Here is a 25,388-nt window from a genome sequence, read left to right as displayed (position 1 = left end):
TAGGACAGGTCGATGGTGCCCATGCTTCGTAGAGTCGAGCTTGCTCGACTGCCCTGCGCGGGATCAGGCGAAAGCAGTCGAGCAAGCTCGACTCTACGGGGCGTCGGCGTCGCACATGCTCTTGATCGCGCGGCGCAGCCAGCGGTGCGCGGGGTCGTTGTCCATGCGCGGGTGCCAGGCCTGCACCAGGGCCACGGTGCGCACCGACACCGGCAGCGGGAACATGCGCAGTGGCAGCCCCATGTAGGTGATGCGGTCGAGCATCACGCTCGGCATCTGCGGCAACACCAGGTCCGAAGCGGCCGCCGCAAAGATCGCGCCATGGAAGGTGGGAATGACCATCGCCACCCGTCGGCGCAGGCCCATCTGCGCCAGTTCGTCATCGATCGGCCCATGGGCGATGCCCCGCCGCGAGACGGCAATGTGATCGCAGGCAGCAAACCGTTCGGCGGTGATATCCCCGTCGAACAACGGATGATCCTCGCGCGCCGCGCCGAGCAATGCGGTGGTGAACAGGTTCTGCACCTTGGTTTCCTGCGTGTGCTTGCCGGCGGTGCTGATGTACAGGTCGATCCGCCCCTGCACCATCGCGTCATCGTCGGTATCGCCTTCGGGCATGAAGCGCAGGGTGCAACCGGGTGCCTGCTGGCGGAACACCTCGCGCAGGCGGCCGCCGTAGCTGCCGATGAACACGTCGTTGGCGCGGATGCTGAAGGTGTGCTCCAAGGTCAGCATGTCCACTTCGCGACCGTCGTTGAACACCCGGTGCGCCTGCTCGATCACATCACGCACCTGCTCGCGCAGCTCCAGTGCGCGCGGGGTCGGCGCCAGCCCGCGGCCGGCGCGCACCAGCACCGGGTCGCCCAGCGCCTCGCGGATCCGCCCCAGGGTGCGGCTCATCGCCGGCGCGCTCAGGTTCATGCGCCGCGCAGCCCCGGCGACACTGCCTTCGTCCAACAGGACGTCCAGGGCCAGCAGCAGGTTCAGGTCGGGCAGGGGCATGGCGGTCTCCAACAATTGGAATGACTCTACGACACTCCAGCCCGAAGTCGATTGCATCCACTGCACGCATTGCCTGCGCCGCACGGCATGGGTGCGCGCTGCGGCATGGGCGACCATCACCGCCTGCCAAGGAGACCTCCCCATGTTCACCACCCTGCTGGTCGCCCTCGATGGCGGCCGCCAGCACGACCCGCTGCTGGACCTGGTCGCCCACGTCGCCGGGCCGCGCAGCCGCGTACACCTGCTGTGTGTGATCGATCCCGAGTTCGCCCTGCCCACGGACGCCAGCGACGACGACCGTCGCGAGTATCCGGCGGCCGCCCGCCAGCAGGCCAAGGCCGAGGGCCTGCTGCAGGACGCCACGGCGCAGCTGCGCGAACGCGGCGTGGATGCGCGCTCGCTGCTGCCGGCCGGGGACCCGGGCGAAGTGATCAGCGCCCAGGCCCGCGAGCTGGGCGCCGATCTGATCGTCATCGGCCATCGCCACCTGTCGCGCCTGCAGCGCCTCCTCGACAGCTCGGTAGCGCAGTGGACGCTGGACCACGCACCGTGCCCGGTGCTGGTGGAAACGCGGGGCGGTTGACCGGCCCGCTCTGGTAGGTGCCAACCTTGGTTGGCACTTCCGGGTCCATGCACCGCTCTGGTAGGTGCCAACTTTGGTTGGCACTTCCGGGTTCATGCACCGCTCTGGTAGGTGCCAACCTTGGTTGGCACTTCCGGAAACGACGGCCAACCAAGGTTGGCCACTACCGGGTTCATGCCCGGCTCTGGTAGGTGCCAACCTTGGTTGGCACTTCCGCGAAACGCGGCCAACCAAGGTTGGCCACTACCTCAGAACTTCACGCGCAGGTCCACGCCATACACTTCGCCGCCCACGCGGCTGCCGTGCTGCACGCCGTACTGCATGCCCACCGTCACCCGCTCGTTGCCGTAGTACAGGCGCGAACGCCAGTTCAGTGCCGGGCTGGCAATCGGAATCTGGATATCAGCGGCGCTGGCATCGGCATTGGCGCCGATCAGCGACACCGGCAGGTTCACTGCGGTGCGCGTGGACACTTCGTAGGCCACTTGGGTGGACACACCGAAACGGCTCTTCGCAACTGCCTGCTCGTAACCCAGCTTCACGCTGGGCACCACCGAGAACAGACTCTGGTTGTGGGCACCGGCGCGGTAGCCGATATCTCCCATGCCCTGTTCGCGCAGGCCGTCGTGGTGCAGCAGGGTGTAGCGCGCATCCACCCGCGGCTGCAGCGACCAGCCGCCACTGCCCAAACGCGTGCCGATGCCTGCGCCCAGGCTCACGTAACCTGTGCGCGGTGACGATGTGGCCTGTGCGTTGTCGTCGAACACCGGCGACAACCGCGTGGTGTCATACCAGGACCAGCCGGCGGCCAGGCTCAGGCGGCTCTGCACGTTGTCGACATCATGCTCGAAGCCCACCCCCAGGTTCACGCCACGACCGCGGCTGCGGGTCTGGCCATCGTCCACGCTGATCTGCGAGAAGTGGTCGAACTCGAACGCGGTGGAAATCGACCAGGGCCCCTGCAGCGTGCCATCGATGCCGAAGCGTGCGTAGCTGCCTGACAACGAAATCGGCAGGTCGGCAGCGGTGCGATCGCGGTGCGCATCGTAGCTGCTGATGCCGCCCCACACGCAGCGGCCGTCTTCCAGCGTACGGCTACACCCGAACAGACTGCCGGTGAAGCCGCGCTGCACCTGCACCTGGTTGTACAGCGTAGAGCCCAGGCCATCGGCGTTGATCAGGTCGAACACCTGCCGGTAGGCAGCTTCATCACCGGCCTTGTAGTTGCCCAGCAGGGCCATCAGGCGACCAATGCCATCGCTGCTGCCGGTCAGCAGTGCGCTGTTCATGTGCGCCGCCAGCGCATTCTGGTTGTCGCGCAGCCACGCCTGCTGGAAGTGCGGATCGTAGGACAGGTGCACGCCATCGGCGCGATAGCTGGCCTTGAAGGTCAGCGCCAGCGTGTCCTGCATCTGGAAGCCATCATCGCGGCTGCCCTGCGCGGCCGAGAGGATCGGCAACCACTGCGCGTTCGACAGCGACGCCAGGGTGAAATAGCCGGTGCCGGCCAGCGCAACCGAACCACTGGCGATCAGGCGGTCCGACGCGGGCGAGCCGAAGGCCACATCCATGTACAGCGCACCGCTACTCTCCTGCACGAAGTTGCCGGTCAGCGCGACCTTGCTGATCACCCGTGCGCCCAGCAGCAGGTTGTCCGCTGCGGCCGCCGCATCATCCACGTTGGCATGCACCGCGCCGGCGGCCAGATCGATCGGGAACTGCGGTGCGGCCAGGCCGAAATGCAGATCGCCACGGTTCACCAGCGTGCCCGACGTTGCGCTGGTCAGCGCGGCCACGCCACTGCCCTGGCCGATGGCCAGGCGGTCATAGGTGACAAGGCGTGCGCCGGCTTCGTTCAACAGCCGGTTGCTGCCGTTGCCCAGGTCGACGTTGCCGTACAGGCTGCCCTGGTTCTGCAGCAGGTCGTTGCCCTCACCGGCCAACGCAGCCAGCGTGGATACCGACGACAGCGAACGCTCGACCACGATGTGGTTGTCGGCGCCGCCTTCGATCACCACGCCCGCACCGGCACCACTGCCACCGCGCACGGCACCGGCCAGGGTGACGTCGATGTTGCCGCGGCCATCGTGGCCCAGGCTGGCGGCCTGCACGCCCACCGCATCGGTGCCGGTCTGCAGCACATCGCCGCTCACCGCCACGCTCACCGCGCCTGCACTGCCCTGCCCGCCTGCAGCCGCCGAGCCCACCCCGGCTACCCAGCCACCGCCGCCCGCAATGGATTGCGCCAGCACACCCACGCTGCGCGCGCCCAGGCCCAGCACATCGCCCTGCACCTGCACGCTGACCGCACCGGCGTCGCCCTGATTGTCGGCGGAAAGGCCGATGGCGGCGGTGTCAGCGGACTGCATCAACAGACCACCGCCGCCACCAATGGACTGCGCCACCACGCCCAGACTGTTGTCGCCGGTGGTGATCACACTGCCCTGCACATCCATGCTGACCGCTGCACCATCGCCCTGCGCGCCATTGCGTGCGCCGAACTGCACATCGGCGCCGATGCCCTGCGACAACAGGGCCATGCCACCACCGGCGCCGATCGACTGCGCCAGCAGGGCGACCGAATTGGCCGACAGGTCCAGCACATTGCCGGCCACCTGCATGTCCACGGCTCCGGCATCCAGTCCGGCACCGCCGTCGGCCCCCAATCGCGCCTGCGCCTGCACCGCACCCGGTGCATCCAGGCTCACCCGCGCCACGCCACCACCGCCGCCGATGCTCTGCAGCAGCAGCCCCTGCGTGTCCTGCCCGGCCACGGCCACATCGCCGCGCTGCGTGTAGGCCAGCGCGCCGCCGCGGCTGTCCTGCGCGCCGCTGGCGCCCATCTGCAACTGCAGCTGCACGGCGCTACCGGCGCCTTCCAGCTGCGCGCGGCTTTCGCCACCGCCGCCACCAATGGACTGGTGCAGGGCCAGCACGCCCTGGCTGCCTTCCAGCAGCATCATGCCGTCGTGGCTCAGGCGCAGTGCACCACCGTTGTTGTTGCTGCCGCCGATTGCCCCCAGGCTGGCCGCGAACACCAGCGCCGGTGCCGTCGGCCGCGCCTGCGTGAGGGCCTGCGACAGGCCATTGCCGGCGCTGGCCGCAGTGAACGCCACGCGCGGCGCGACGCTGTCGGTACCGCCCAGCACGCGGGTCAGACTGCTGCCACCACCGCCACCAATCGACTGGGTCAGTTCGCCCAGCGAGAAGTCACCGGCGATGGCGTAGTCGCCCTTCGATCCGGCCTCCACATCACCGCCGCTGGTGTTGGTGGCACCCCGGCTGCCCAGCAGGCTGCCCAGCACGCTGCCGATACCCGACGCTGCGCTGCTGCCACTTGCCGCATCCGCCGCTGCCGCAGACAGATCCACACCGGTGAACGTCTGGTCGAGCACGCCGCCGCCACCGTTGATGGCCTGCGTGCGCACGGCCACCGCACCGGCACCCGACACGCTGATGCTGCCATTGTTTTCCACGGTGACCGTGCCGGCCTTGCCGCCACCGTCCAGGTTGCTGCCGCCCAGCTGGCTGAGCAGCACACCGGCCAATGACAGGCCGCCACCGCCATCGATGCTGCCGAAGCCCAGGCGGCTGTTGCCGCCGCCGCCACCGATCGACTGCGCCACGATGCCATCGGCACCGGCGCCGAAGGTCACGATGCGGCCGTTGTTGACCACCCGCACATCGCCGCCGTCGCCGCCATCACCGCCGTGGCCACCCACGGCCATGAAGTAATCGCCGCTGTTGCCCGCGAACAGATTCGCTGCACCGGACAGACCGGCCAGCACACTGGCATCGACCGCACCGCCCTGCAGCGCTGCCGCGGTCATGGCCACCGACTGGCCGCCATCACCGCCACCGCCGCCGATGGATTGCGCCAGGATGCCGTAGGCCGCGTCGCCACGGGTCTGCACCAGGCCGTCATTGATCACCTCCACGCTGCCGGCGCGGTTGCCGCTGCCGCCCTGGCCGCCCAGCGCCAGGTTCAACGACGTGGCACCTTCCACGGCATTGGCTACGCTGGCCACGGTGAGCGACGCGCTGCCGCCGCCGCCGCCGATGGATTGGGCGAAGATGCCGTGTGCGCCCTCACCCGTGGTGCTTATCACCCCGCTGTCGGCCACGCCGGCCTGCACCCGGTTGCTCACGCTCACATTGCCACCGGTACCGCCGTCGCCGGCGCTGCCGCCCAATGCCAGGTTCAACTGCAGCGCGCCACTGCCCTGCTGCGCCTGGCTGTTGTTGCTGTTGCCCGTGCTGCTGTCGGCATCCTCATCACCACTGTCCACCTCGTTGCGGTTGGCCAGGGTCAGTGCGGTATCGCCGCCACCACCGCCCACCGACTGGGCGAAGATCGCGAATGCTCGTGCGCCAACGGTGCTGATCCAACCGCTGTTGTCCACCTGCACGTTGCCGGCGGCGGCGCCGCTGCCCCCTTCGCCGCCCAGCGCCAGTGCCAGGCCCATGCTGCCTTCACCGGCACTGGCCGCGTCGGCCACGGTCACCCCCGCACTGCCGCCACCGCCACCGATGGACTGCGCGAACACGCTATGGGCGGTGTCACCGCCGGTGATCACGTAGCCCTCGTTGCGCACCTGCACGTTGCCGCCGGTGTTGCCGGTGCCACCGCTGCCGCCCAATGCCAGGTCCAGCGATACCGCCGTGCCGCCCCCGCTCTGCGCGCTGCGGCTCGACGCCATCGCAGCATCACCGCCACCGCCGCCGATCGATCGTGCGTGAATGCCGTGTGCGCTGTCACCCAGGGTCAATACCACCGGTGCATCGGCACTACCGGCCGTGGCCACGTTGAACACGGCCACGTCGCCGCCGGCACCGCCATCCCCACCACTGCCGCCCAGCGCCAACTGCAGCGACACCGTGGTTGAACCGGTCTCGTCCTTGTCGGTGTCCACCTTCGATTCGCTGGATGCCACCCCGCCACTGCCGCCGCCGCCACCGACCGACAGCGCGCCGATACCCACCGAGCGCGCGCCCGCCGTCTGTACGCGACCGCTGTTTTCCACGCTTACCGCGCCACCGGATGCACCGGTGCCGCCCGCGCCGGACAGCGCGATGTTGCCCATCACCAGGGTCAGTGCGCTGCTGGCCGACGCTTCACCCTTGGCCGAACTCTGGCCGCCCACACCGCCACCGCCGCCGACGGACTGGGCGTTGATGCCCACCGCGTCGTCGCCCCAGGTGATCACCGTGCCACCGTGGGCCACGCTCACATCACCGCCGGTCGCACCGTCGCCGCCCTGCCCGCCCAGGGCCAGGTTCAGCGCCACACTGGTGGCTGCTTCGCTGCTGCCAGTGCTGCTGCCAATGCTGCTGCCAGTGCTGCTGCCATTGCCACTGCCGTTGCTGCCAGTGCTGCCGCTGCCCTGGCCGCCGTCCGTGCCGCCCTGCTTGAACGTGGAGGTCGCCGAAGCCGAACCCGCCAGGCCACCGCCACCGCCGATGGACTGCGCCAGCACGCCGTCGGCACGGTCGCCACGGGTCTCGATCACGCCGTCCAGGTCCAGATCGACGCGGCCGCCGGTGGCTGCTTCACCGCCGGCACCGCCCAGTGCCAGGTTCACTGCCACGGTCGCGGTGCCGCCCTTGCTGGCCGCACTGCCGCCGGTGCCACCGCCGCCGCCCACCGACTGCGCGACGATGCCGCGCGCGTCGTCGCCGCTGGTCAGGATCTGCGAATCGGCCACGCTGCTGACCAGCACCGCGCCGCCGGCGGCGCCCTTGCCACCGGCCACGCCCAGGCTGATATCCAGCGCCAGTGCATCGGGTTCATCGGCGCTGTTGCTGCTGCCGCCCGTGCCCGTGCCCGTTCCAGAACCCGTGCCACCGCCCGTGCCGCTGCCGCCGCCCGAGCTGCCGCCCGAACTGCCACTGGACCCGGCCACCGCCACGGCCACCGACGTGCTGCTGGAGGTACCGCCACCACCACCGATGGACTGTGCCAGCACGGCCGACGCGCCGGCACCGGCGGTCTGCAGCACGCCCTGTTCCAGCGCAACCTGCACCGTACCGGCGCTGCCGCCTTCGCCGCCCTGGCGGCCCAGAGTGAAGGCCAGGCTGTTCTGGCCCGCCGCATCGCCGGTGTTGTCCACCGCCGCGTTGCCGCCGCCGCCACCGATCGACTGCGCCAGGATCGCGTAAGCCGATGCGCCCGCAGTCAGCAGATTGCCCTGGCTGCGCACCGTCACATCGCCACCGGTGCCGGCCGCACCGGCCGCACCGCCCAGCGCGACCTTCAGGCCCACATCCACATCGTCCAGGCCACTGGCCTTGCGCACGTTCTGGCCGGCATTGCCGCCGCCACCGCCAATCGACTGCGCCACGATGGCCGACGACGCCAGGCCATCGGTGATGATGTTGCCGATGCTGGTCACCTCCACCGCGGCGCCACTGCCGGCACCGGCACCACCACCGCCGATCTGCAGGCTGGCTGCCACCGTGGTGCGCTGCTGGTTGCCGCTGCCGTTTCCAGTGCCGGTACCGCTGCCCGAACCCGAGCCCGAGCCCGAACCTGAGCCGGAACCCGAACTGTCGGAATACTTTTCCAGCACCAGGGTGCCGCCACCGTTGCCACCGCCACCGCCGATGGACTGCGCCAGGATGCCGGTGGCATGGTCGCCGCCCACGAACAGGTTCAGCGCCGGCGTCGTGCCGCTGCCCCAGGCCGCCGCATCGCCCCGCAGCACGCTGACGGCGCCGGCATTGCCGCCGCTGCCACCGGTGCCGCCGATACCGATGCTGATCGGCACCTGCGCCGACGAATACAGACCGCTGATGCTGCCACCGCCCGCACCGCCACCGCCGCCGATCGACTGCGCCAGGATGCCGGTGCCGCCCTGCGCCACCTCGTCGGCCCCATTGGCGTTGACGAACATGTCGCCGCCGCCGCTGTGCACGTACACCGCACCGGCATCGCCGCCTTCGGCACCGTCGCCGCCAATGCCGGCCGACACCGCCAGGCGCTGCGCGCCCTGGCTGGCCGAGGCGGAGATGTTCTGCCCACCGGCACCGCCACCACCGCCGATCGACTGCGCCAGCAGCGCGCTGGCATGGCTGCCCACCACGTTGATGCTGCCCATGTGGGTGACGTCCACCACGCCACTGGTGTTGCCGGTACCGCCGGACCCGCCCAGCCCCACCACCAGCGAAGCGCTGTTCTGCGACGAGGGCTTGCTGAGTGCCGCGCTGATGTTGATGCCACCGGCGCCACCGCCGCCACCGATCGACTGCGCCAGGATGCCGCGTGCGTGATCGCCGAAGGCGAACACATCGGCGCTGGCATCGACCTGCACATCGTTGCCGCGGCCGGCATCGGCACCGTTGCCGCCCAGACCCACGGTGATGCTGCTGCCGGTGGTGACCGCTGCGCCGATGTTGATGCCACCGTTGCCGCCACCGCCCCCGATGGATTGCGCCAGGATGGCCGACTGCTCATCGCCGATGGCGACCACCAGCGGGGTGTCGGCGTCTTCCGGGCCCACGTTCACCGCCACCTTGCCGGCATGGCCACCGGTGCCGCCATTGCCGCCGATGCCCAGAACGATGCCGACGCTGGTGGAGCTGTTGCCGCTGCCGCCGCCGGACGATCCGCCACTGCCACCGCCGCTGCTGCCACCGCCGAACACCGCCGTCGGATCGACCGCCAGGCCGCCCTGGATGTTGATGCCACCATTGCCGCCACCACCGCCGATGGACTGCGCGACGATGCCGCTGGAACCCTTGGACAGATCGCTGGCATCGACCTGGAACGCGCTGCCGTTGCCGAGCGTGAGCACGTCGCCCAGTCCACCCAGCGCGGCCACCGTGCCGAGCACATCCACGCTCACATCCCCGGCCGTGGCACCGCTGCCGCCCTTGCCGCCCACGCCCACCACCACGCTGCCGTTGCGGCTGTCGCCCAGGCTGAGCGCACCGGCAATGGTCATGCCGCCGTTGCCGCCACCACCGCCGATGGACTGCGCGACGATGGCGTCTGCGCGCTCACCTTCGGTCACGGTGCTGCCCTGGCGCAGCAGACCGACGTCGCCGGCGGTATTGCCACTGCCGCCGGTGCCACCGATGCCGATACTGGCCACGCCGTTGTCGCCCAGGCTGGCGCTGATGCTGCCGGCCACGGTGATGCCACCGTTGCCGCCACCGCCGCCCAGGCTCTGCGCCAGCACGGCCGTCGATCCATTCCCCGCGGTGAAGTAGTCCCCTTCCAGCGTGCCGCTGACATCGCCGGCGCTGCCACCGCTGCCGCCGTTGCCGCCCACGCCCACCGACACCGCCAGGTTGCGCGAACCATCGCCCAGGTTGATGCCGCCGGCACCGCTCACGGTCAGCCCACCATTGCCGCCACCGCCGCCCAGCGACTGCAGCACCATGCCCTGCGCATCGTTGCCCGACGTACTCACATTGCCGGTGTGGTTCACCTGCACATCGCCGGCCGTGCCGCCGCTGCCACCGCTGCCGCCGATACCCACGCTCACCGCCAACTGGTTCTGTGCCGAGGCGGCCACCGTCAGCGCGCCGGCAATGGTCATGCCGCCATTGCCGCCGCCGCCACCAATCGACTGGAACAGGCCACCCCAGGCACCGTCCCCCAACGTGGACAAGCTGCCGTCCAGATCGGCCTGCACGTCACCGCCGGTACCGCCGGTGCCGCCGCTGCCCCCGATGCCGATGCTGGCACTGACATTGCCGCTGCCGTTGCCCGACGCGGCCAGGCTGCCGGCGATGGTCATGCCGCCGTTGCCGCCGCCACCGCCCAGGCTTTGGTAGGTCACCGCACCGGCATCGCTACCGGCGGTCACCACGTTGCCGACCAGGCTGCCGCTCACGGCGCCGCCATCGCCACCGCTGCCGCCACTGCCGCCCACGCCGATGGCGATGCTGCCGCCGTTGGAGGCGCTGGCGTTGAGTGCACCGGCGATGGTCATGCCGCCGTTGCCACCGCCGCCGCCGATGGACTGCTGCAGGATGCCCTGCGCGCCGTCACCGGCGGTCTGCACATGGCCTTCCACGTCCACGTGCACATCGCCTGCGGTATTGCCGCTGCCACCACGCCCGCCCACACCCACGCCGATCGCACCGGAATTGCCGGCCGAGGCGGTCAGCGCGCCACCGACCACGAAGCCGCCGTTGCCACCGCCGCCACCAATGGACTGCGCCACCACCCCCATGGCGTCGTCGCCTTCGGTGATCACCGCATAGCCCTCGTTCTGCGCCAGCGCGCGCACACTGCCGGTCACGTTGCCAGCCAAGCCCCCTTGGCCGCCGTTGCCGCCCAACCCCACGCTGATCGAACCGCCCGAGCCCGCCGTCGCGGTCAGGCTGCCACTCACGTTGAAGCCGCCGTTGCCACCGCCACCCCCCAGCGACTGCAGCAGCACGCCATGGCTGTCATTGCCTGCGGTGGTGACCAGACCCACGGTGCTGCCTTCCACCGAACCGGCACTGCCGCCGTCACCGCCGTTGCCGCCCAGCCCCACGCTCACAGAACCGGAGGTACCGCCACTGGCGGTCAGCGCGCCCTGCACGCTGAAGCCACCGTTGCCACCGCCGCCGCCAATCGACTGAGCAACCAGACCCGAGGCACCATCGCCCAGCGTGGCCAGCACCCGGCCGTCGTCGGCCGAGCCGTCCGGCGCAGCCGCTTGCAACGTGGCGCTCACGTTGCCGGCGCTGCCCCCTTGGCCGCCGTTGCCGCCCAGGCCCACGGTGACCGAGCCACCGGCACTGCCGGTGGCAGTCAGCCCACCGCTGATGTTGAAGGCGCCGTTGCCGCCACCACCGCCCAGCGATTGCGCCAGCGCACCATGGCTGCCGTCGCCTTCGGTGGACACCAGGCCGGTACTGTCCACGGTCACCGCGCCGGCGCTGCCGCCGTCGCCACCGCTGCCCCCCAGGCCCACCGACACCGAACCGCCGGCACCGCCGCTGGCGGTCAGTGCACCACTGACGTTGAAGCCACCGTTGCCGCCGCCACCACCGATCGACTGCGCCAGCAGACCCAGCGACTGCTCGCCTTCGGTAGCAACACGACCGACCTGGGTCAGGCCCACCGCGGCGCCGGTACCGCCGGTGCCACCGGTGCCGCCCAGGCCCACCGACACGCTGCCGGCACCGCCACCACTGGCGGCCAGGTTGCCGGTCACATTGAAGCCCCCGTTGCCGCCACCGCCGCCAATGGACTGCGCCACCACGGCGTCGGCTCGATCGCCACGGGTCAGTACGCTGCCCTGCTTTTCCAGCTGCACCGTGGACGCGTTGCCGCCGGTACCGCCGCTGCCCCCCAGGCCCACCGACACGGCCACGCCGCCACTGGACGACGCACTGATGCCGGCGGCCACGTTGAAGCCGCCATTGCCGCCACCACCACCGACCGACTGCGCCAGCACACCGGTGGAATCATCGCCGTCGGTCTGCACGTCCTGATCGACGTAGCCGACAACGCGCCCACCGGTGTTGCCGCTGCCACCGTTGCCACCCAGGCCCACGCTGACCGCGCCACTGCCCATGCCGGCGGCCAGCGAACCGCTGATGTTGAAGCCGCCGTTGCCACCGCCGCCACCGATGGACTGCAGCACCAGCGCCGAGGCGTTGTCCCCCACGGTGTAGACCGAACCGCCGCGCAGATCAGCGGTCACCGCGCCGGCGCGCCCGCCATCGCCACCATTGCCGCCAATACCGACCGACACCGCGCCGGCTGCCGCACCGGCACTGATGCCCCCGGCCACCACGAAGCCGCCGTTGCCGCCGCCACCGCCGACCGACTGCAGCAGCATGCCGGTGGCACCGTCACCCAGGGTCTGTACCTGCAGATCGGTGGCATCGGCACGTACGCTGCCGGCCACGCCGCCCGAGCCGCCCGTGCCGCCCAGGCCCACCGACGCACTTACCGCCACCGTGCTGACGGTGACCCCACCGCCCACGCTGAAGCCACCGTTGCCACCACCGCCGCCAATCGACTGCAGCACCACGCCGCCCGAGCCGACACCTTCGGTCAGCACCGTGCTGTCGTTGAAGGTGGCGCTGACCGCGCCCGCGGTACCGCCATCGCCACCGTTGCCACCGATGCCGACCGATGCCGAACCTGCACCAGTGCTGCCGATGGTCAGGGCGCCGCCCACGCTGAAGGCACCGTTGCCGCCGCCACCGCCCACCGACTGCACCAGCATGCCGTTGGACTGTGCGCCGAATGTCTGCAGCAGGCCGTCCAGTTCCGCGTGCGCGCTGCTGCCATTGCCGCCCTTGCCACCACTGCCGCCGATGCCGATCGCGGCCTGCGCCGCTGCGCCATTGCTGATCGCCAGACCACCGGCCACGGCGAACCCGCCGTTGCCGCCACCGCCGCCCAGCGACTGCACCACGTAGGCATCGGACTGCGCGCCCAGGGTCGATGCGCTGCCGGCGAACTGGCCACTGACCGCGCCGCCATCACCGCCGTCGCCACCGTCACCGCCCAGCCCCATGGTGGCGCCGACAGTGGCACCGGAAATCACCGCGGTCTGCAGGCCCACGGCCACATCGAAGCCACCGCTGCCACCGCCACCGCCCACCGACTGCAGCAGCACGCCGGTGGCCTGGTCGCCGGCGGTGATCACCGTGGCATCCACCGCACCGGTGACCGCGCCACCATTGCCGCCTTCGCCCCCGGATGCGCCGATGGACAGCGTGCCCTGCAGCGAAAGCGCTGCGCTCACCGACACATCAGCATCCACGGTGAAGCCACCGTTGCCGCCACCGCCGCCGATCGACTGCATCACCACGCCACTGGCGCGCTGCCCCAGCGTGGTCACTTCACCGCGGTAGTCGCCAGTGACGATACCGCCGTTGCTGCCGTTGCCGCCGGTGCTGCTCAGGCCGGTCGCGCCGATGCCCAGCGACAACTGCGCGGTGCCGCCCGCCACCGCCACGCCCACGTCGATCTTGTTGCCGCTGTTGCCGCCACCGCCGCCCACCGATTGGATCAGCGCACCCACCGCATCGTCGCCGCCGGTCCAGATGCTGCTGTCCAGTACGGCATCCACGCGGCCACCGTTGCCACCATCACCGCCGCTGCCGCCCAGGCTCTGGCCGATGTTGATGGCGGTAGCGCCCAGGCCGGCAGCCACCGACACCACGCTGCCACCACTGCCACCGCCGCCACCCACGGACTGGATCAGCGCACCCACTGCCCCCTGCCCGCTGGCTTCGGTGTTGAGCGTGCTGGTGCCGCCGGTGGTGATGTCCCCGCTGTAGGTGACATCGACATCACCGCCTTTGCCGCCGGCACCGCCGGTACCGCCCAGGGTGGACGACACGGTGAGCGAAATACCGCCGCTGGCCGCACCGGTCACGCCGATGGCATCACCACCGGAGCCGCCACCGCCGCCGACGCTCTGCGCCACCAGCCCGTTGGAAAAATCGCCCGCGGTCCAGATCGAACCGCGCGTGCCGCCGCTGTCGACGGTGACCGCGCCGCCGTCGCCGCCACCGGCACCGCTGCCGCCCTTGCTGCTGTTCAAACTCACCGCGAAGGCGTTGCCGCCGGTCAGTGCAACACCGAGCGCGTTGCCACCGCTGCCGCCACCGCCACCAATCGAGGCCAGGTACAGGCCATCGGCGTTGTTGCCATGGGTGGTGACATCGGCGTTGCCCTGCAGTTCCACCACGCCGCCATTGCCGCCAGCCGCGCCGGAACCGCCATAGGAAGCACTGAGGCTGATCGGCACGACCACGCCCACCGACACCGCGGTAGCGCTGCCGCCGTTGCCACCGCCGCCGCCAATCGACTGCAGGCGCACGCCGGCCGCGTTGCTGCCCTGTGTCAGGATGCTGCCGCCATCCACCAGCGTGGTGGAAACCTTGCCGGCAGTGCCGCCGTTGTCACCACTGCCACCGAAGGCAAATGCAATGAACGGTGCCACCGCGCTGGCGCCGCCACCGTTGCCGCCACCGCCACCAATGGACTGCGCCAGGATGCCGTCGGCGGACGTGCCATGGGTTTCGATGCTGCCGCTGTGGGTCACGCTGACATCGCCGGCATTGCCGCCCTTGCCGCCATCGCCGCCCAGCGCGAACACGCCCAGGCTGCTGCCGCCGGTGCCGCCACCACCACCAATGGATTGCGCCAGGATGCCCATCGCGCGCTCGCCCAGGGTCAGGATGCGCCCGCTGTTGTCCACGCGCACGGTGCCGCCGGTACCGGCATCGCCACCGGACGACCCCAGCGCGGCCAGCGCCGCACTCAACCCCGCCTTGCCACCGCCGCCGCCGATCGACTGCGCCAGGATGCCGTTGGCATCGGCGCCACGGGTGGTGATGTTGCCGTCGTTGTCGACCGCGACTGAACCACCGTTGCCGCCGGCGCCACTGCTGCCACCCAGGGTGACCAGACCGATCTGGGTACCAGCGCGGCCACCGCCACCGCCGATCGACTGCGCGGAAATGCCATCGGACCCCGTGCCGCCGGTGCTGATCGCCCCGCTGTTGAACACCTCCACCGCGCCGCCGTTGCCACCAATCGAACTGCTGTCGCTGCCCAGCACCACCAGCGCCACGGTGGTGCCGCCGTTGCCGCCGGTGCCACCGATCGATTGCGCGTTGATGCCCGCCGAACCGGCGCCGTCGGTCACCAGCGTGCCGCTGTTGTTCACCGTCACCTTGCCGCCGTGGCCACCGGCACCACCGCTGGCGCCCGCCGTCGGGAACAGGCCATAGGAATTGCCACCGCTGCCACCACCGCCGCCCAGCGACTGCACCAGCAGCGCGGCCGAATCGGCACCATGGGTTTCCACGTTCACCGAACTGGTCAGTGACACGTCACCGCCCTGCTTGGTGCCACCGCCACCGCCGGCGCCACCACCGGCGTAGGAATTGCCGCCATCGCCGCCCTGGCCGGAGCGGCTTTGCACCGCGATGCCCGGCGCCGGCGTGCCGCCGGACGCCGTGGTGATGATCTTGCCCGAACCGGCCACGGTGACATCCACGTTGCCGCCCGAGCCACCATCACCGCCGGGCTTGGCCTTGGAGGTGGACAGGTAGATGCTGCCGCCGTTGCCACCATTGCCGCCGGTGCTGGTGATCAGGATGCCGGGGTTGCCATTGCTGATGGTGACCGTGTCGTTGATCTGCAGCTTGGAATCCTGGCCCGGGCCCAGGGTGATGTCGGGCCCGCGGCCGCCATTGCCACCGGCCTTGGCCGGTACGAACAGGGCACCGGTGCGGCCCTTGCTGCCTTTGCTGCCCACCCGCGTCACCTTCACCAGCGTGCCGCTGCCGTAGCTGTCGGTGGGGTCGGGGCCATCGCCATCGGCCAGCATGCGCGTGGCCACGTCCACGGTGCCATTCTCGGTCACCGTCAGGTTGCCCTCGTCGTCGGTGGACGTGCTGCCGTAAACCATGGCCAGGATGGTCACCGCATCGCCGTTGCTGTTTTCCCAGCGGCCGCTGCTGCTGTTGAACACCACATCGCGGGTGGTGGTGCCGGGGCTGCCGGCCAGCCGGTAGCCCACCACCGTCACCGACTGCGCCTGGCCGTCACCGTCGGTTTCCACGCCGGTGCCGGAACTGGCGATCAGCACGCTGCTGCCCAAGCCCTTGATGTCGCGCACCAGGTAATCGTTGCTGCCATCGGTGGCGATCACGCCCACCTTGCGCGAGGCGATCACATCGCCATCGTCATTGGTTTCGCCGGCCACTTCGCTGGTCAGGATCAGGTCGACCGTGGAATAGCTGCCGTCCGGGTTACGGACCGAATAGTTGGCCGCCAGCGCCAGCCCCGGCAGCAGCCCCAGACCCAACGCCAGCGCCATGGCCAGCACGTCACGGCGCAGGCCGACGGCGGCGCCACCTGCCGACAGGCGGCCGGGCTTGCGGGCGATTTCGGAAACGACCTGGACAACGCCGAGGGCAGCGTTGAAAACCAGCTTGTAGATCTTGTTCATGGGAGCATCCGGAGGCGAGTGAAAGCGACCCGACCGCGGGGCATACGCGGGGTCTCACCAGAGCAACCGGAAAAGAAACGGGATTCCCATCACACAAAATTGCAAAAATTATGAACGGTTCATACTTTCGTTTGTGAACCGGGGCCGTCAGGGGGCAGCGCTCTCCCCGACCGGCGGCGGGGCGACAGCCGTCGTGCCCTGGGTCCAGCGCTGGGCCAGCGCATGCATGCGCGTAGTGAACTCAGACCCCGCGTAGATTTCGCCCAGGCGGGGCTGGGCCCGCTTCACCTCGGCGCGCGCCTGCGCGATGTGGCCCGCGTCGGTCAGGGTTTCGGCGTAGGGAATGCGCCACTTGGCCGTGGCCACCGAATCGGCGCCGTACAGCCGCGAGAACTCGCGCACGACTTCCCCGGCACGTTCGGCCGCATCGGCCGCGCCGCTGCGCTGGGCCAACAGGGCCTCCTGCATGGTCTGGCGCAGCGCCAGCGACGACGACGGTGAAGGATGCTGCGCGCGGAACGCATCCAGCGCGGTGCGTGCGGCCACCAGGTTGCCACTGCGGGTCATCCACTCGATTTCCACCAGGCGCAGTGACTGCCGGTCCGGGCTGCCCGGGTCGGACTGGCGCCGCCAGACCCGGCCCACGCGCTGCAGCAGCGCGTCGGATGCCTGCAGCTGGCCCACCCGCATCAGCAGCCGCGCCAGCACCATTTCCACGTCCAGCGTTTCGCCCTGGTCGGCACCCAGCAAGCGCTGGTGGCGGTCCAGCGCCTGCCGGTACAGCGCCTCGGCCGCCGCCGTATCGCCGTAGGCTTCCTTCATGATGCCGTGCGCAAACAGCTTGCGGGCGTAGGCGAAACTGTCCACGCCGTCGATGGCCGCGCTGATCTGCAGGCTGTGGCGGAAGTGGCGGTCAGAGCTTTCGTAGCGGCCAAGATCCAGATACTGCCCGGCCAGTGCGCTTTCGGCGCTGGCAGTGAAGCTGCTCTGTTCACCGTAGATGTGCCGGGTCAGTTCCAGGTTGCGTTCCATCACCTGCAGCGCCGGATCGATGCGGCCCTGGTCGAACAGCACCTGCGACAGCAGCTGCAGATCCTTCTGGTAATCGATGCCTTCACCATCGGCGCCACCGTCGTCATTGATGGCCGCACGCAGGGTCTGTTCGGCAGCCAGCAATGCACCGGTCGCGGCCTGCACGCTGGCCAGCTGCCGGCGAAGGCTGGAACGCACCCGGCGCGCGTCCAGGGTGTGTTGGTCATCCAGCATGCCCAGCGCCTGGGTGAACATGGCCACCGCCGGTTGGCTGCCGCCTGCGCTGCGGCTGCGCACCTGCGCCTGCACGGCCAGTACCCGCGCGCGTGCCAGCGCATCGGGCGTCGTGGCAGAGGCCAGCAGCGCAGCGGCCTGGCTGGCGCTGCGCGCGGCCGCGTCGCGCTGCCGCGCCTGGTCCTGCAGGGTGGCCAGGTCGGCATAGGCCAGCGCCGCATCGCGCAGGTCGGCCGGGCCGGCCGCCGCCAGCGCCTGTGCGCCCTGCTGCAACAGCGGCTCGGCCTGCTGCGGCTGGCCCAGGTTCATGTAGGCACGGCCCAGCACCACCTGCAGCCGCGCACGCAGCACTGGCTGCATCGTGGGCGTGGCATGCAGGCGGCGTACGCTCTGGTCCAGCAGTTCGCGCGCACTCAGTTCCGAGGTGGCCGCACCGCCGCGGGTGCCCGGGTCCAGCACATCGAAGGACGCCACCAGGAAATCGCTGGTGCGGTTGGCGATATCGGCGTTGCGCGCCGATTCGCGCCCGGCCATGTCCAGCCGGACCAGCAGCCCTGCCACCACCAGCACCACGCCGGCGGCGGCCACGCTGCTGCGCCAGTTGCGGCGCAGGAACAGCCGCGTCTGCTGCAGTGCGCCGCTGTGCCCGGCGCGCACCGGGCGGAATGCCAGATAGCGCGCCACATCGTCGGCCAGCGCTTCCACGGTGGCGTAGCGTTGTTCGGGCACCATCGCGCAGGCCCGCGCCACGATCGCATCCAACGGGCCGCGCAGCGCGCGCCGTTCGCGTGCCGTGCGGGCCAGCGCGCTGGGCAGAGGCACCGCAACGGGCTCGGCCTGCAGCGGGCGCAGCACGCGTTGCCCACAGCTGATTTCCGCCAGCATGGCACCCAGGCTGAACACATCGCTGGCCACGCCCACGCGCTGGCCGCCCAGCAACTCGGGGCTGGCGTAGGCGGGGGTGACATAACGTGGCAGACCGTCATCGGCCGACTCGTCGGCCGGTTGCCCCAGCAGTCGCGCCACGCCGAAATCCAGCAGCACCGGCCGGCCCTGGTCATCCACCAGCACGTTGGACGGCTTCAGGTCACAGTGCACCACCAGCTGTGCGTGGGCGAACTGCACGATGCGGCAGATCTGCACGAACAGCGCCAGACGTTGCCGCAGCGGCGGCGCGTGCACCTGCAGATAGCGGTCAAGCGGCAGGCCGGCCACGTGCTCCATCACCAGGTATGGATTCCCCGACGGCGTTTCGCCTGCGTCGTACAGGCGCGCAACGCCCGGGTGCTGCAGGTCGGCCAGGATCTGCTGCTCGGCCAGCAGGTGCGCACGCAGTGCCGGTGCCATCGGGCTGGGCAGCACCTTCACCGCCACCGTGCGCCGGTACAGCGCGTCGGCCCGTTCGGCGCTGAACACCGCACCCATGCCGCCTTCGGCCAGCAGTGCGGTCAGCCGCCACGGGCCCAGGCAATCGCCCACCTGCACTTCCGGCCGCGCGATGTCTTCGGCCAGCCGCTCCAGCGGCGCACGCACCCGCATCAGCTCATCGGTCTGTGCATGCAGCAGCCGGGTGACCTCGGCAATCAACGCGGCATCGCTGCTGCGCGCCGCCAATGCCGGGCCCCACTGTTCCCGCGGCAGCTCACACACCGCATCGAACAGTTCACGCAGTTGCCCCCAGTGCGCGGCCTGCGGCATGGCCGTGCTCAGGCCGCGCTGCCCAGCTGGCTGTTGAGCCAGGCACGGGCAAAGCGCAGGTCACGGTCGACCGTGGGCACGGAAATCTCCAGCACTTCGGCGATGGCCTCACGGTCCATGCCGGCGAAGTACATGCACTGCACCGCGCGGGCCGCGCGCGGGTCCTGGGTTTCCAGTTGCAGCAACGCCTGGTCCAGCGCGAACAGATCCTGCTGCAGGGTCATCGCCGGCAGCGCTTCGTGATCGACCGCCGACAGGGTCAGCGCAACCTGGCCGCCACCGCGCTTGACCGCGCCCAGCGCGCGCGCATGGTCGGCCACCACGCCGCGCATCTTCAGCGCGGCCAGTGCCAGGAAGTGCTGGCGGTCCTGCGGGTCGGCACGGCTGTCGAGCAGGCGCAGCAGCGCTTCGTTCACCAATGCAGTGGGGCGCAGGGTGCGATCACCGCCGCGCGCCGATACGCGCGCCGCCGCCATCGCCCGCAGCGTGCCGTACAGCAATTCCATCAGTGCATCCAGCGCGGCCGCGTCGCCGCGCCGCCAGCGCTGCAGCAGTACCGTGGCATCGGCCGCCGGCCGCGCCGGCTCCTCGGTGAACACCGTGGCCATCGTCCTTTCCCCATTCCGCCAGTGGTGATCCGGGCTCCCCGCCCGAATGTGATCATCCGCACATTCGGCGGCAGTATCCCACAGGCGCCCGGCCTGCACCCACTACCGGGTTCATGCCCTGCCTTGGTAAACGGCCATCAGTACGCGGCGGTTGACCGGCCCGCCCTGGTAGGCGCCAACCTTGGTTGGCCACTACCGGGTTCATGCCCTGCTTTGGTAGGCGCCAACCTTGGTTGGCGCGCATGGGAAAGGCGGCCAACCAAGGTTGGCCACTACCGGGCGAAGCTGAAGCCCATCGGCCCGGACGGCAGTGCGGCCACCTGGTTGCGGCCGCCCCGCTTGGCCGCGTACAGACCCGCATCGGCATGGGCCAGCAGCTGTTCGGCCGTGGCCATCACCGGCGGGTGGGCGAACCCCACCCCCACGCTGATGCTGACCCGCCCTTCCGGCAGCTGCAGCGCCTGCACTGCCACGCGCAGGCGCTCGGCCAGCGCCAGCACGCCCTCCACGCTGGTGCCGGGCACGATCACCGCGAATTCCTCGCCGCCATAGCGCGCCACGGTGTCGGCCGCGCGGTTGGCGGTGGCCTGCAGTACCGCGGCCACGGCCTGCAGGCAGCGGTCGCCGGCGGGGTGCCCGTGCTGGTCGTTGAACGCTTTGAAATGGTCGATGTCCACCAGCAGCAGGCCCACTTCGGTGCCGCTGCGGCGGGCCCGGTTCCACTCGCTGGTCAGCGCCGCATCGAACTGGCGGCGATTAGCTACGCCGGTCAGGCCGTCCTGCCGCGCCAGCTGGTCCAGCCGTGCCTGCGCTTCCAGCAGGTCGATCTGCAGCAGGGTGCTGCGCAGGCTGAAACCCAGCGTAGCAACCACGAAGCCGGCCAGCGCCAGCGGGCGCGCGTGGTCCACCACCAGCGCCCCGACCACCAGCAGCAGCAGCGGCAGGATCATCGGTCCACCGGCCTGGACCAGCCGCGACAGGCGCGGGTGCAGCACGCCGCCGGGGGCCGGCGCCTGGCGCAGGGCCAGCACCGCCAGCAGCAGGAACGGCACGTCGATCAGCAGGTCGTTGTAGGCACCGAAGGACTGTTCGGCGGTGAAATGGTTGATGTAGTACGCCACGCCCAGATAGAGCAGCGCATACAGCGCCAGCGCGCGGAAGAAGCTGCGCCGTTCGGGCACGTCGCCGGCCAGCCAGCGCACGCAGGCGAACGCAGCAATGCACAGGTTCTGGATGTCGAACATGCGGCGCATGTTGGCCATGGCCGTGTCATCGACGTTGATGCGGTCGGCGAAGGACAGGGTGTGCACGAAGAACAGCACGCCCAGCAGCGCCGCCATCAGGCCGTCGATGGTGCTGATGGTCCAGCGCTCGCGGCGGGCGCGGGCAAGGATGAACACCAGCGGCACGCCGTAGATTACATACAGCAGCAGGCTGACCCGCGGGGTCAGATCGGCACGCCCGGCACCGATCGCATCGGCCATGTTCACCGCCATGCCTCCGGCCCACAGCAGCAGCGCCAATGCGGTGGCCCGCCAGCCCAGCGCCGCCCGGTCACGCCGCGCGCGCCACAGGCAGGCCATCGCCGCCAGCACCGGCGCGGCGGTCAGGAACACGAACGAACCTTCCCCGGCCGGCCCCGGCCAGAACGCCACGACCACCCCGTGGCAGAGCACGTACAGCAGCGCAAGCACTACCGGCATGGATCCCCCATCGGCAAGCCGTCTGTGCGCACCATAGCGCGTTGCCCCGCCAGCGGGGCGTGATCGACTGCCGAAAACCCAGCCGCACCGGGTGGGCTCGAGCGCGCTCGACTGCCCCGCTTCGGTAGAGTCGAGCTTGCTCGACTGCCCGCTTGGGTAGAGTCGAGCTTGCTCGACTGATTTTCCACGCCAGTCGAGCAAGCTCGACTCTACGCCTCAGCGGCGCCGCGTTCGCCTCAGCCGCGCAGCGCCTTGCCGTGGTGCGCGATGTGCTCGCCAATGAAGCTGGCGATGAAGTAATAGCTGTGGTCGTAGCCCGGCTGCAGGCGCAGGGTCAGCGGGTGGCCCACCGCTTCGCACGCCTGCTGCAGGCGCTGCGGCTGCAACTGGGTCTGCAGGAATTCATCGGCATCGCCCTGGTCCACCAGCAGCGGCAGGCGCTCGCCGGCATCGGCGATCAGCGCGGTGGCATCCCACTGCGCCCAGGCCGCACGGTCGTCGCCCAGGTAGGCGGTGAAGGCCTTTTCGCCCCACGGCACCTGGCTGGGTGCCACGATCGGCGAAAACGCCGACACGCTGCGGTAGCGGCCGGGATTGCGCAGCGCCAGCACCAGCGCGCCATGTCCACCCATCGAATGGCCGCTGATGGCACGCGCATCGGTCGCCGGGAAGTGCGCCTCGATCAGCGCCGGCAGCTCCTGCACCACGTAGTCGTGCATGCGGTAGTGCCGTGCCCATGGCTGTTCGGTGGCGTTGAGATAGAAGCCTGCGCCCTTGCCCAGGTCGTAGCCTTCGGCATCGGCCACGTCGTCACCGCGCGGGCTGGTATCGGGGGCCACCAGGATCACCCCGTGTTCGGCGGCGTAACGCTGCGCGCCGGCCTTGGTGATCACGTTCTGTTCGGTGCAGGTCAGGCCACTCAGCCAGTACAGCACCGGCAGTTTCTGCGTGGCCGCCTGCGGCGGCAGGTACACGGCGAACTGCATGTCGCAGCCCAGCGTGGTGGACGTGTGGCGATAGACATCCTGCCAGCCGCCGAAGCAGGCACGGTGTTCAATGCGTTCCATGGAGTGCTCCCGGTGGCGGCAGGCGCGCGGCCTGCCGCCTGGCGTGGTTCAGTAGTGGACGACCGAACGGATCGACTTGCCTTCGTGCATCAGGTCGAAGGCTTCGTTGATCTTGTCCAGGTCCATGGTGTGGGTGACGAACGGGGCCAGTTCGATATCGCCCTTCATCGCGTCCTCCACCATGCCCGGCAGCTGGCTGCGGCCCTTCACGCCGCCGAAGGCAGTGCCCATCCACTTGCGGCCGGTCACCAGCTGGAACGGACGGGTGGAGATTTCCTGGCCCGCGCCGGCCACGCCGATCACCACGCTCTGGCCCCAGCCGCGGTGCGCGCATTCCAGCGCCGCACGCATCACGCTGGTGTTGCCGATGCACTCGAAGCTGTGGTCCACGCCCCAGGTGGTCATTTCCACGATGACCTGCTGGATCGGCTTGTCGAAGTCCTTCGGGTTGATGCAGTCGGTGGCGCCGAATTCGCGCGCCAGCTCGAACTTGGACGGGTTGGTGTCCACCGCGATGATGCGGCCGGCCTTGGCCTGGCGGGCACCCTGGATGACCGCCAGGCCGATGCCGCCCAGGCCGAACACGGCCACGCTGTCGCCTTCCTGCACCTTGGCGGTGTTGTGCACCGCGCCGATGCCGGTGGTCACGCCGCAGCCCAGCAGGCAGACGTGTTCCGGGTTCGCTTCCGGGTTGATCTTGGCCAGCGATACTTCGGCCACCACGGTGTACTCGCTGAAGGTCGAGCAGCCCATGTAGTGGTAGATCGGTTCGCCGTTGTAGCTGAAGCGGCTGGTGCCGTCGGGCATCACGCCCTTGCCCTGGGTAGCACGCACCGACACGCACAGGTTGGTCTTGCCGCTCTTGCAGAACAGGCATTCGCCGCACTCGGCGGTGTACAGCGGAATGACGTGGTCGCCCGGCTTCACGCTGGTCACGCCCTCGCCCACTTCCACCACGATGCCGGCGCCTTCATGGCCCAGCACCACCGGGAACAGGCCTTCCGGGTCATCGCCGGACAGGGTGAACGCATCGGTGTGGCAGACACCGGTGTGGGTGATCTTCACCAGCACTTCGCCAGCCTTCGGCGGGGCGACGTCGATTTCGACGATCTGCAGCGGCTGGCCGGGACCAAAGGCGACGGCGGCACGGGATTTCATGGCGGATTCTCCAAGGACAGACAAAGACAGCATGGATGGCGCAGTGTTGCGCCCTCGTTTATTTCAGGTACGAACGGATCAAGCCGCTCATCTCGCGCACGCGCTCGGCGCGCTGTTCATCGGATGCGGCTGGTTGGCCGAATTCCTCGCGCAGGTGGGCTTCCATCACTTCGGACATCAAGCCGTTCACCGCGCCGCGGATGGCCGCGATCTGCTGCAGCACCGGGCCGCACTCGGCGCCGGCTTGCAGCGCGCGGTCCAGCGCATCGCACTGGCCACGGATGCGGCGCACGCGGGCCAGGACCTTCTTTTTCTCTTCGGGTGAATGCGGCATGGGCGGCCACCTGCGGAACTATACTGGGGGACAGTATACAGGCCGGCCGCGCAAACTCAATCGAAGGCGCCCCCGGCCGCCAACCGGGTCAGCTCATCCACCACGTAGCGCACCTTCGGCCGCAGGTGGCGGGTGGGCGGCCACAGGGCATGGATATCGACATGGCGCTGCATCTGCTCGTCCAGCACCGACTGCAGCGCGCCCGACTGCAGGTGCGGCCGCACCAGCGACATCGGCATCTGGCAGATGCCCAGCCCGGCCAGTGCGCCGTCAATCACCGCATCGCCATCGTTCAACTGGTGGGTGGCGCTGGGGATGAACGTGCCGCCCTCGCCCTCCACGCCCACCCGCCACGCCACCGGTTGACCATGGCGGTAGCCGACGATGCTGCGGTGCTGGCGCAGATCGTCCACCGTCCGCGGCACCCCGTGCGCCTGCAGGTAGGCCGGTGCCGCACAGGTCACCAGGCGTTGGCTGCCCAGCCGCCGCGCCACCAGATGTTCGGCCTGCTGCAGCCCGCCGAAACGGATCAGCAGATCGATGCCTTCCTCGATGGGGTCTACGAAGTGATCGGTGAAGGTCACCGTCAGCTGCAGGTCCGGGTACTGCTGGCACAGCTTCAGCAGCACCGGCATCACCACCATGCGGCCAAACGACGAGGGCATGTCGATGCGCAGGCGACCGCTGGGCACGTGCGCGCCCAGGCCCAGGCAGGCCTCGGCCGCGGAAATCTCCTCCAGCGCGGCGGCGCAGGACGCGTAGTAGGCCTCGCCGTCGGTGGTCAGTGAGATGCGCCGGGTGGTGCGGTGGAACAGGCGCACGCCCAGCCGCACTTCCAGCCGGGCGATGGCCTTGCCCACCGCCGAGCGGGAAATGCCCAGCGCCTCGGCCGCCTCGGTAAAGGTGGTCGCGCGTGCAGTGGTCACGAAGGTGACCAGACCATTCAAGGATTCGACGGGTAGCATGCCGGGGGCCCTATTGGGGACAAATAGTCCCGCTCGATGGGAAATGGAACCCATTTATGGGGCCCGATGTCAAC

10 protein-coding genes are annotated in these 25,388 nt (G+C 69.9%); 1 reads left to right on the top strand and 9 read right to left on the bottom strand.

Annotated elements, in window-relative coordinates:
• Window positions 1-93: 93 nt before the first annotated feature.
• Window positions 94-1,002, bottom strand: coding sequence for a LysR family transcriptional regulator (locus G4G00_RS06985; protein WP_108754876.1), 909 nt, complete (start codon window positions 1,000-1,002; stop codon window positions 94-96).
• Window positions 1,003-1,144: 142 nt separating this feature from the next.
• On the opposite strand from G4G00_RS06985, the gene G4G00_RS06980 reads away from it, so the two are divergent.
• Window positions 1,145-1,585, top strand: a complete 441-nt coding sequence (locus tag G4G00_RS06980) for a universal stress protein (protein ID WP_164272093.1) — start codon at window positions 1,145-1,147, stop codon at window positions 1,583-1,585.
• 248 nt (window positions 1,586-1,833) lie between these two features.
• On the opposite strand, the gene G4G00_RS06975 is transcribed toward G4G00_RS06980, so the two are convergent.
• From G4G00_RS06975 to G4G00_RS06940, 8 genes are all read right to left on the bottom strand, one after another.
• Entirely contained in the window at window positions 1,834-16,515 is a 14,682-nt protein-coding gene (locus G4G00_RS06975; protein ID WP_164272091.1) for an ESPR-type extended signal peptide-containing protein, read from the bottom strand.
• A 147-nt stretch (window positions 16,516-16,662) separates the two neighbouring features.
• Window positions 16,663-19,479 (bottom strand): serine/threonine-protein kinase, encoded by a 2,817-nt coding sequence (locus G4G00_RS06970; protein ID WP_164272088.1) that lies wholly within the window; start codon window positions 19,477-19,479, stop codon window positions 16,663-16,665.
• Window positions 19,480-19,487: 8 nt separating this feature from the next.
• On the bottom strand, window positions 19,488-20,087 hold the full coding sequence (locus tag G4G00_RS06965) for an ECF-type sigma factor (RefSeq protein WP_108754125.1): 600 nt from the start codon (window positions 20,085-20,087) through the stop codon (window positions 19,488-19,490).
• Between the two features lie 272 nt (window positions 20,088-20,359).
• On the bottom strand, window positions 20,360-21,790 hold the full coding sequence (locus G4G00_RS06960) for a GGDEF domain-containing protein (protein WP_108754126.1): 1,431 nt from the start codon (window positions 21,788-21,790) through the stop codon (window positions 20,360-20,362).
• A 236-nt stretch (window positions 21,791-22,026) separates the two neighbouring features.
• Window positions 22,027-22,857 (bottom strand): S-formylglutathione hydrolase, encoded by an 831-nt coding sequence (gene fghA / locus G4G00_RS06955; RefSeq protein ID WP_108754127.1) that lies wholly within the window; start codon window positions 22,855-22,857, stop codon window positions 22,027-22,029.
• A gap of 48 nt (window positions 22,858-22,905) precedes the next feature.
• On the bottom strand, window positions 22,906-24,015 hold the full coding sequence (locus G4G00_RS06950) for an S-(hydroxymethyl)glutathione dehydrogenase/class III alcohol dehydrogenase (protein WP_108754128.1): 1,110 nt from the start codon (window positions 24,013-24,015) through the stop codon (window positions 22,906-22,908).
• Between the two features lie 58 nt (window positions 24,016-24,073).
• Window positions 24,074-24,349, bottom strand: coding sequence for a metal/formaldehyde-sensitive transcriptional repressor (locus G4G00_RS06945; RefSeq protein ID WP_108754129.1), 276 nt, complete (start codon window positions 24,347-24,349; stop codon window positions 24,074-24,076).
• A 56-nt stretch (window positions 24,350-24,405) separates the two neighbouring features.
• Entirely contained in the window at window positions 24,406-25,314 is a 909-nt protein-coding gene (locus tag G4G00_RS06940; RefSeq protein WP_108754130.1) for a LysR family transcriptional regulator, read from the bottom strand.
• Window positions 25,315-25,388: the final 74 nt, after the last annotated feature.

Origin of the sequence: Stenotrophomonas sp. B1-1 (assembly GCF_010894375.1) — a bacterium.
Lineage (GTDB): Bacteria > Pseudomonadota > Gammaproteobacteria > Xanthomonadales > Xanthomonadaceae > Stenotrophomonas.
The sequence above is the reverse complement of the archived record's forward strand: the minus strand, read 5'-3'. Positions and strand labels throughout refer to the sequence as shown.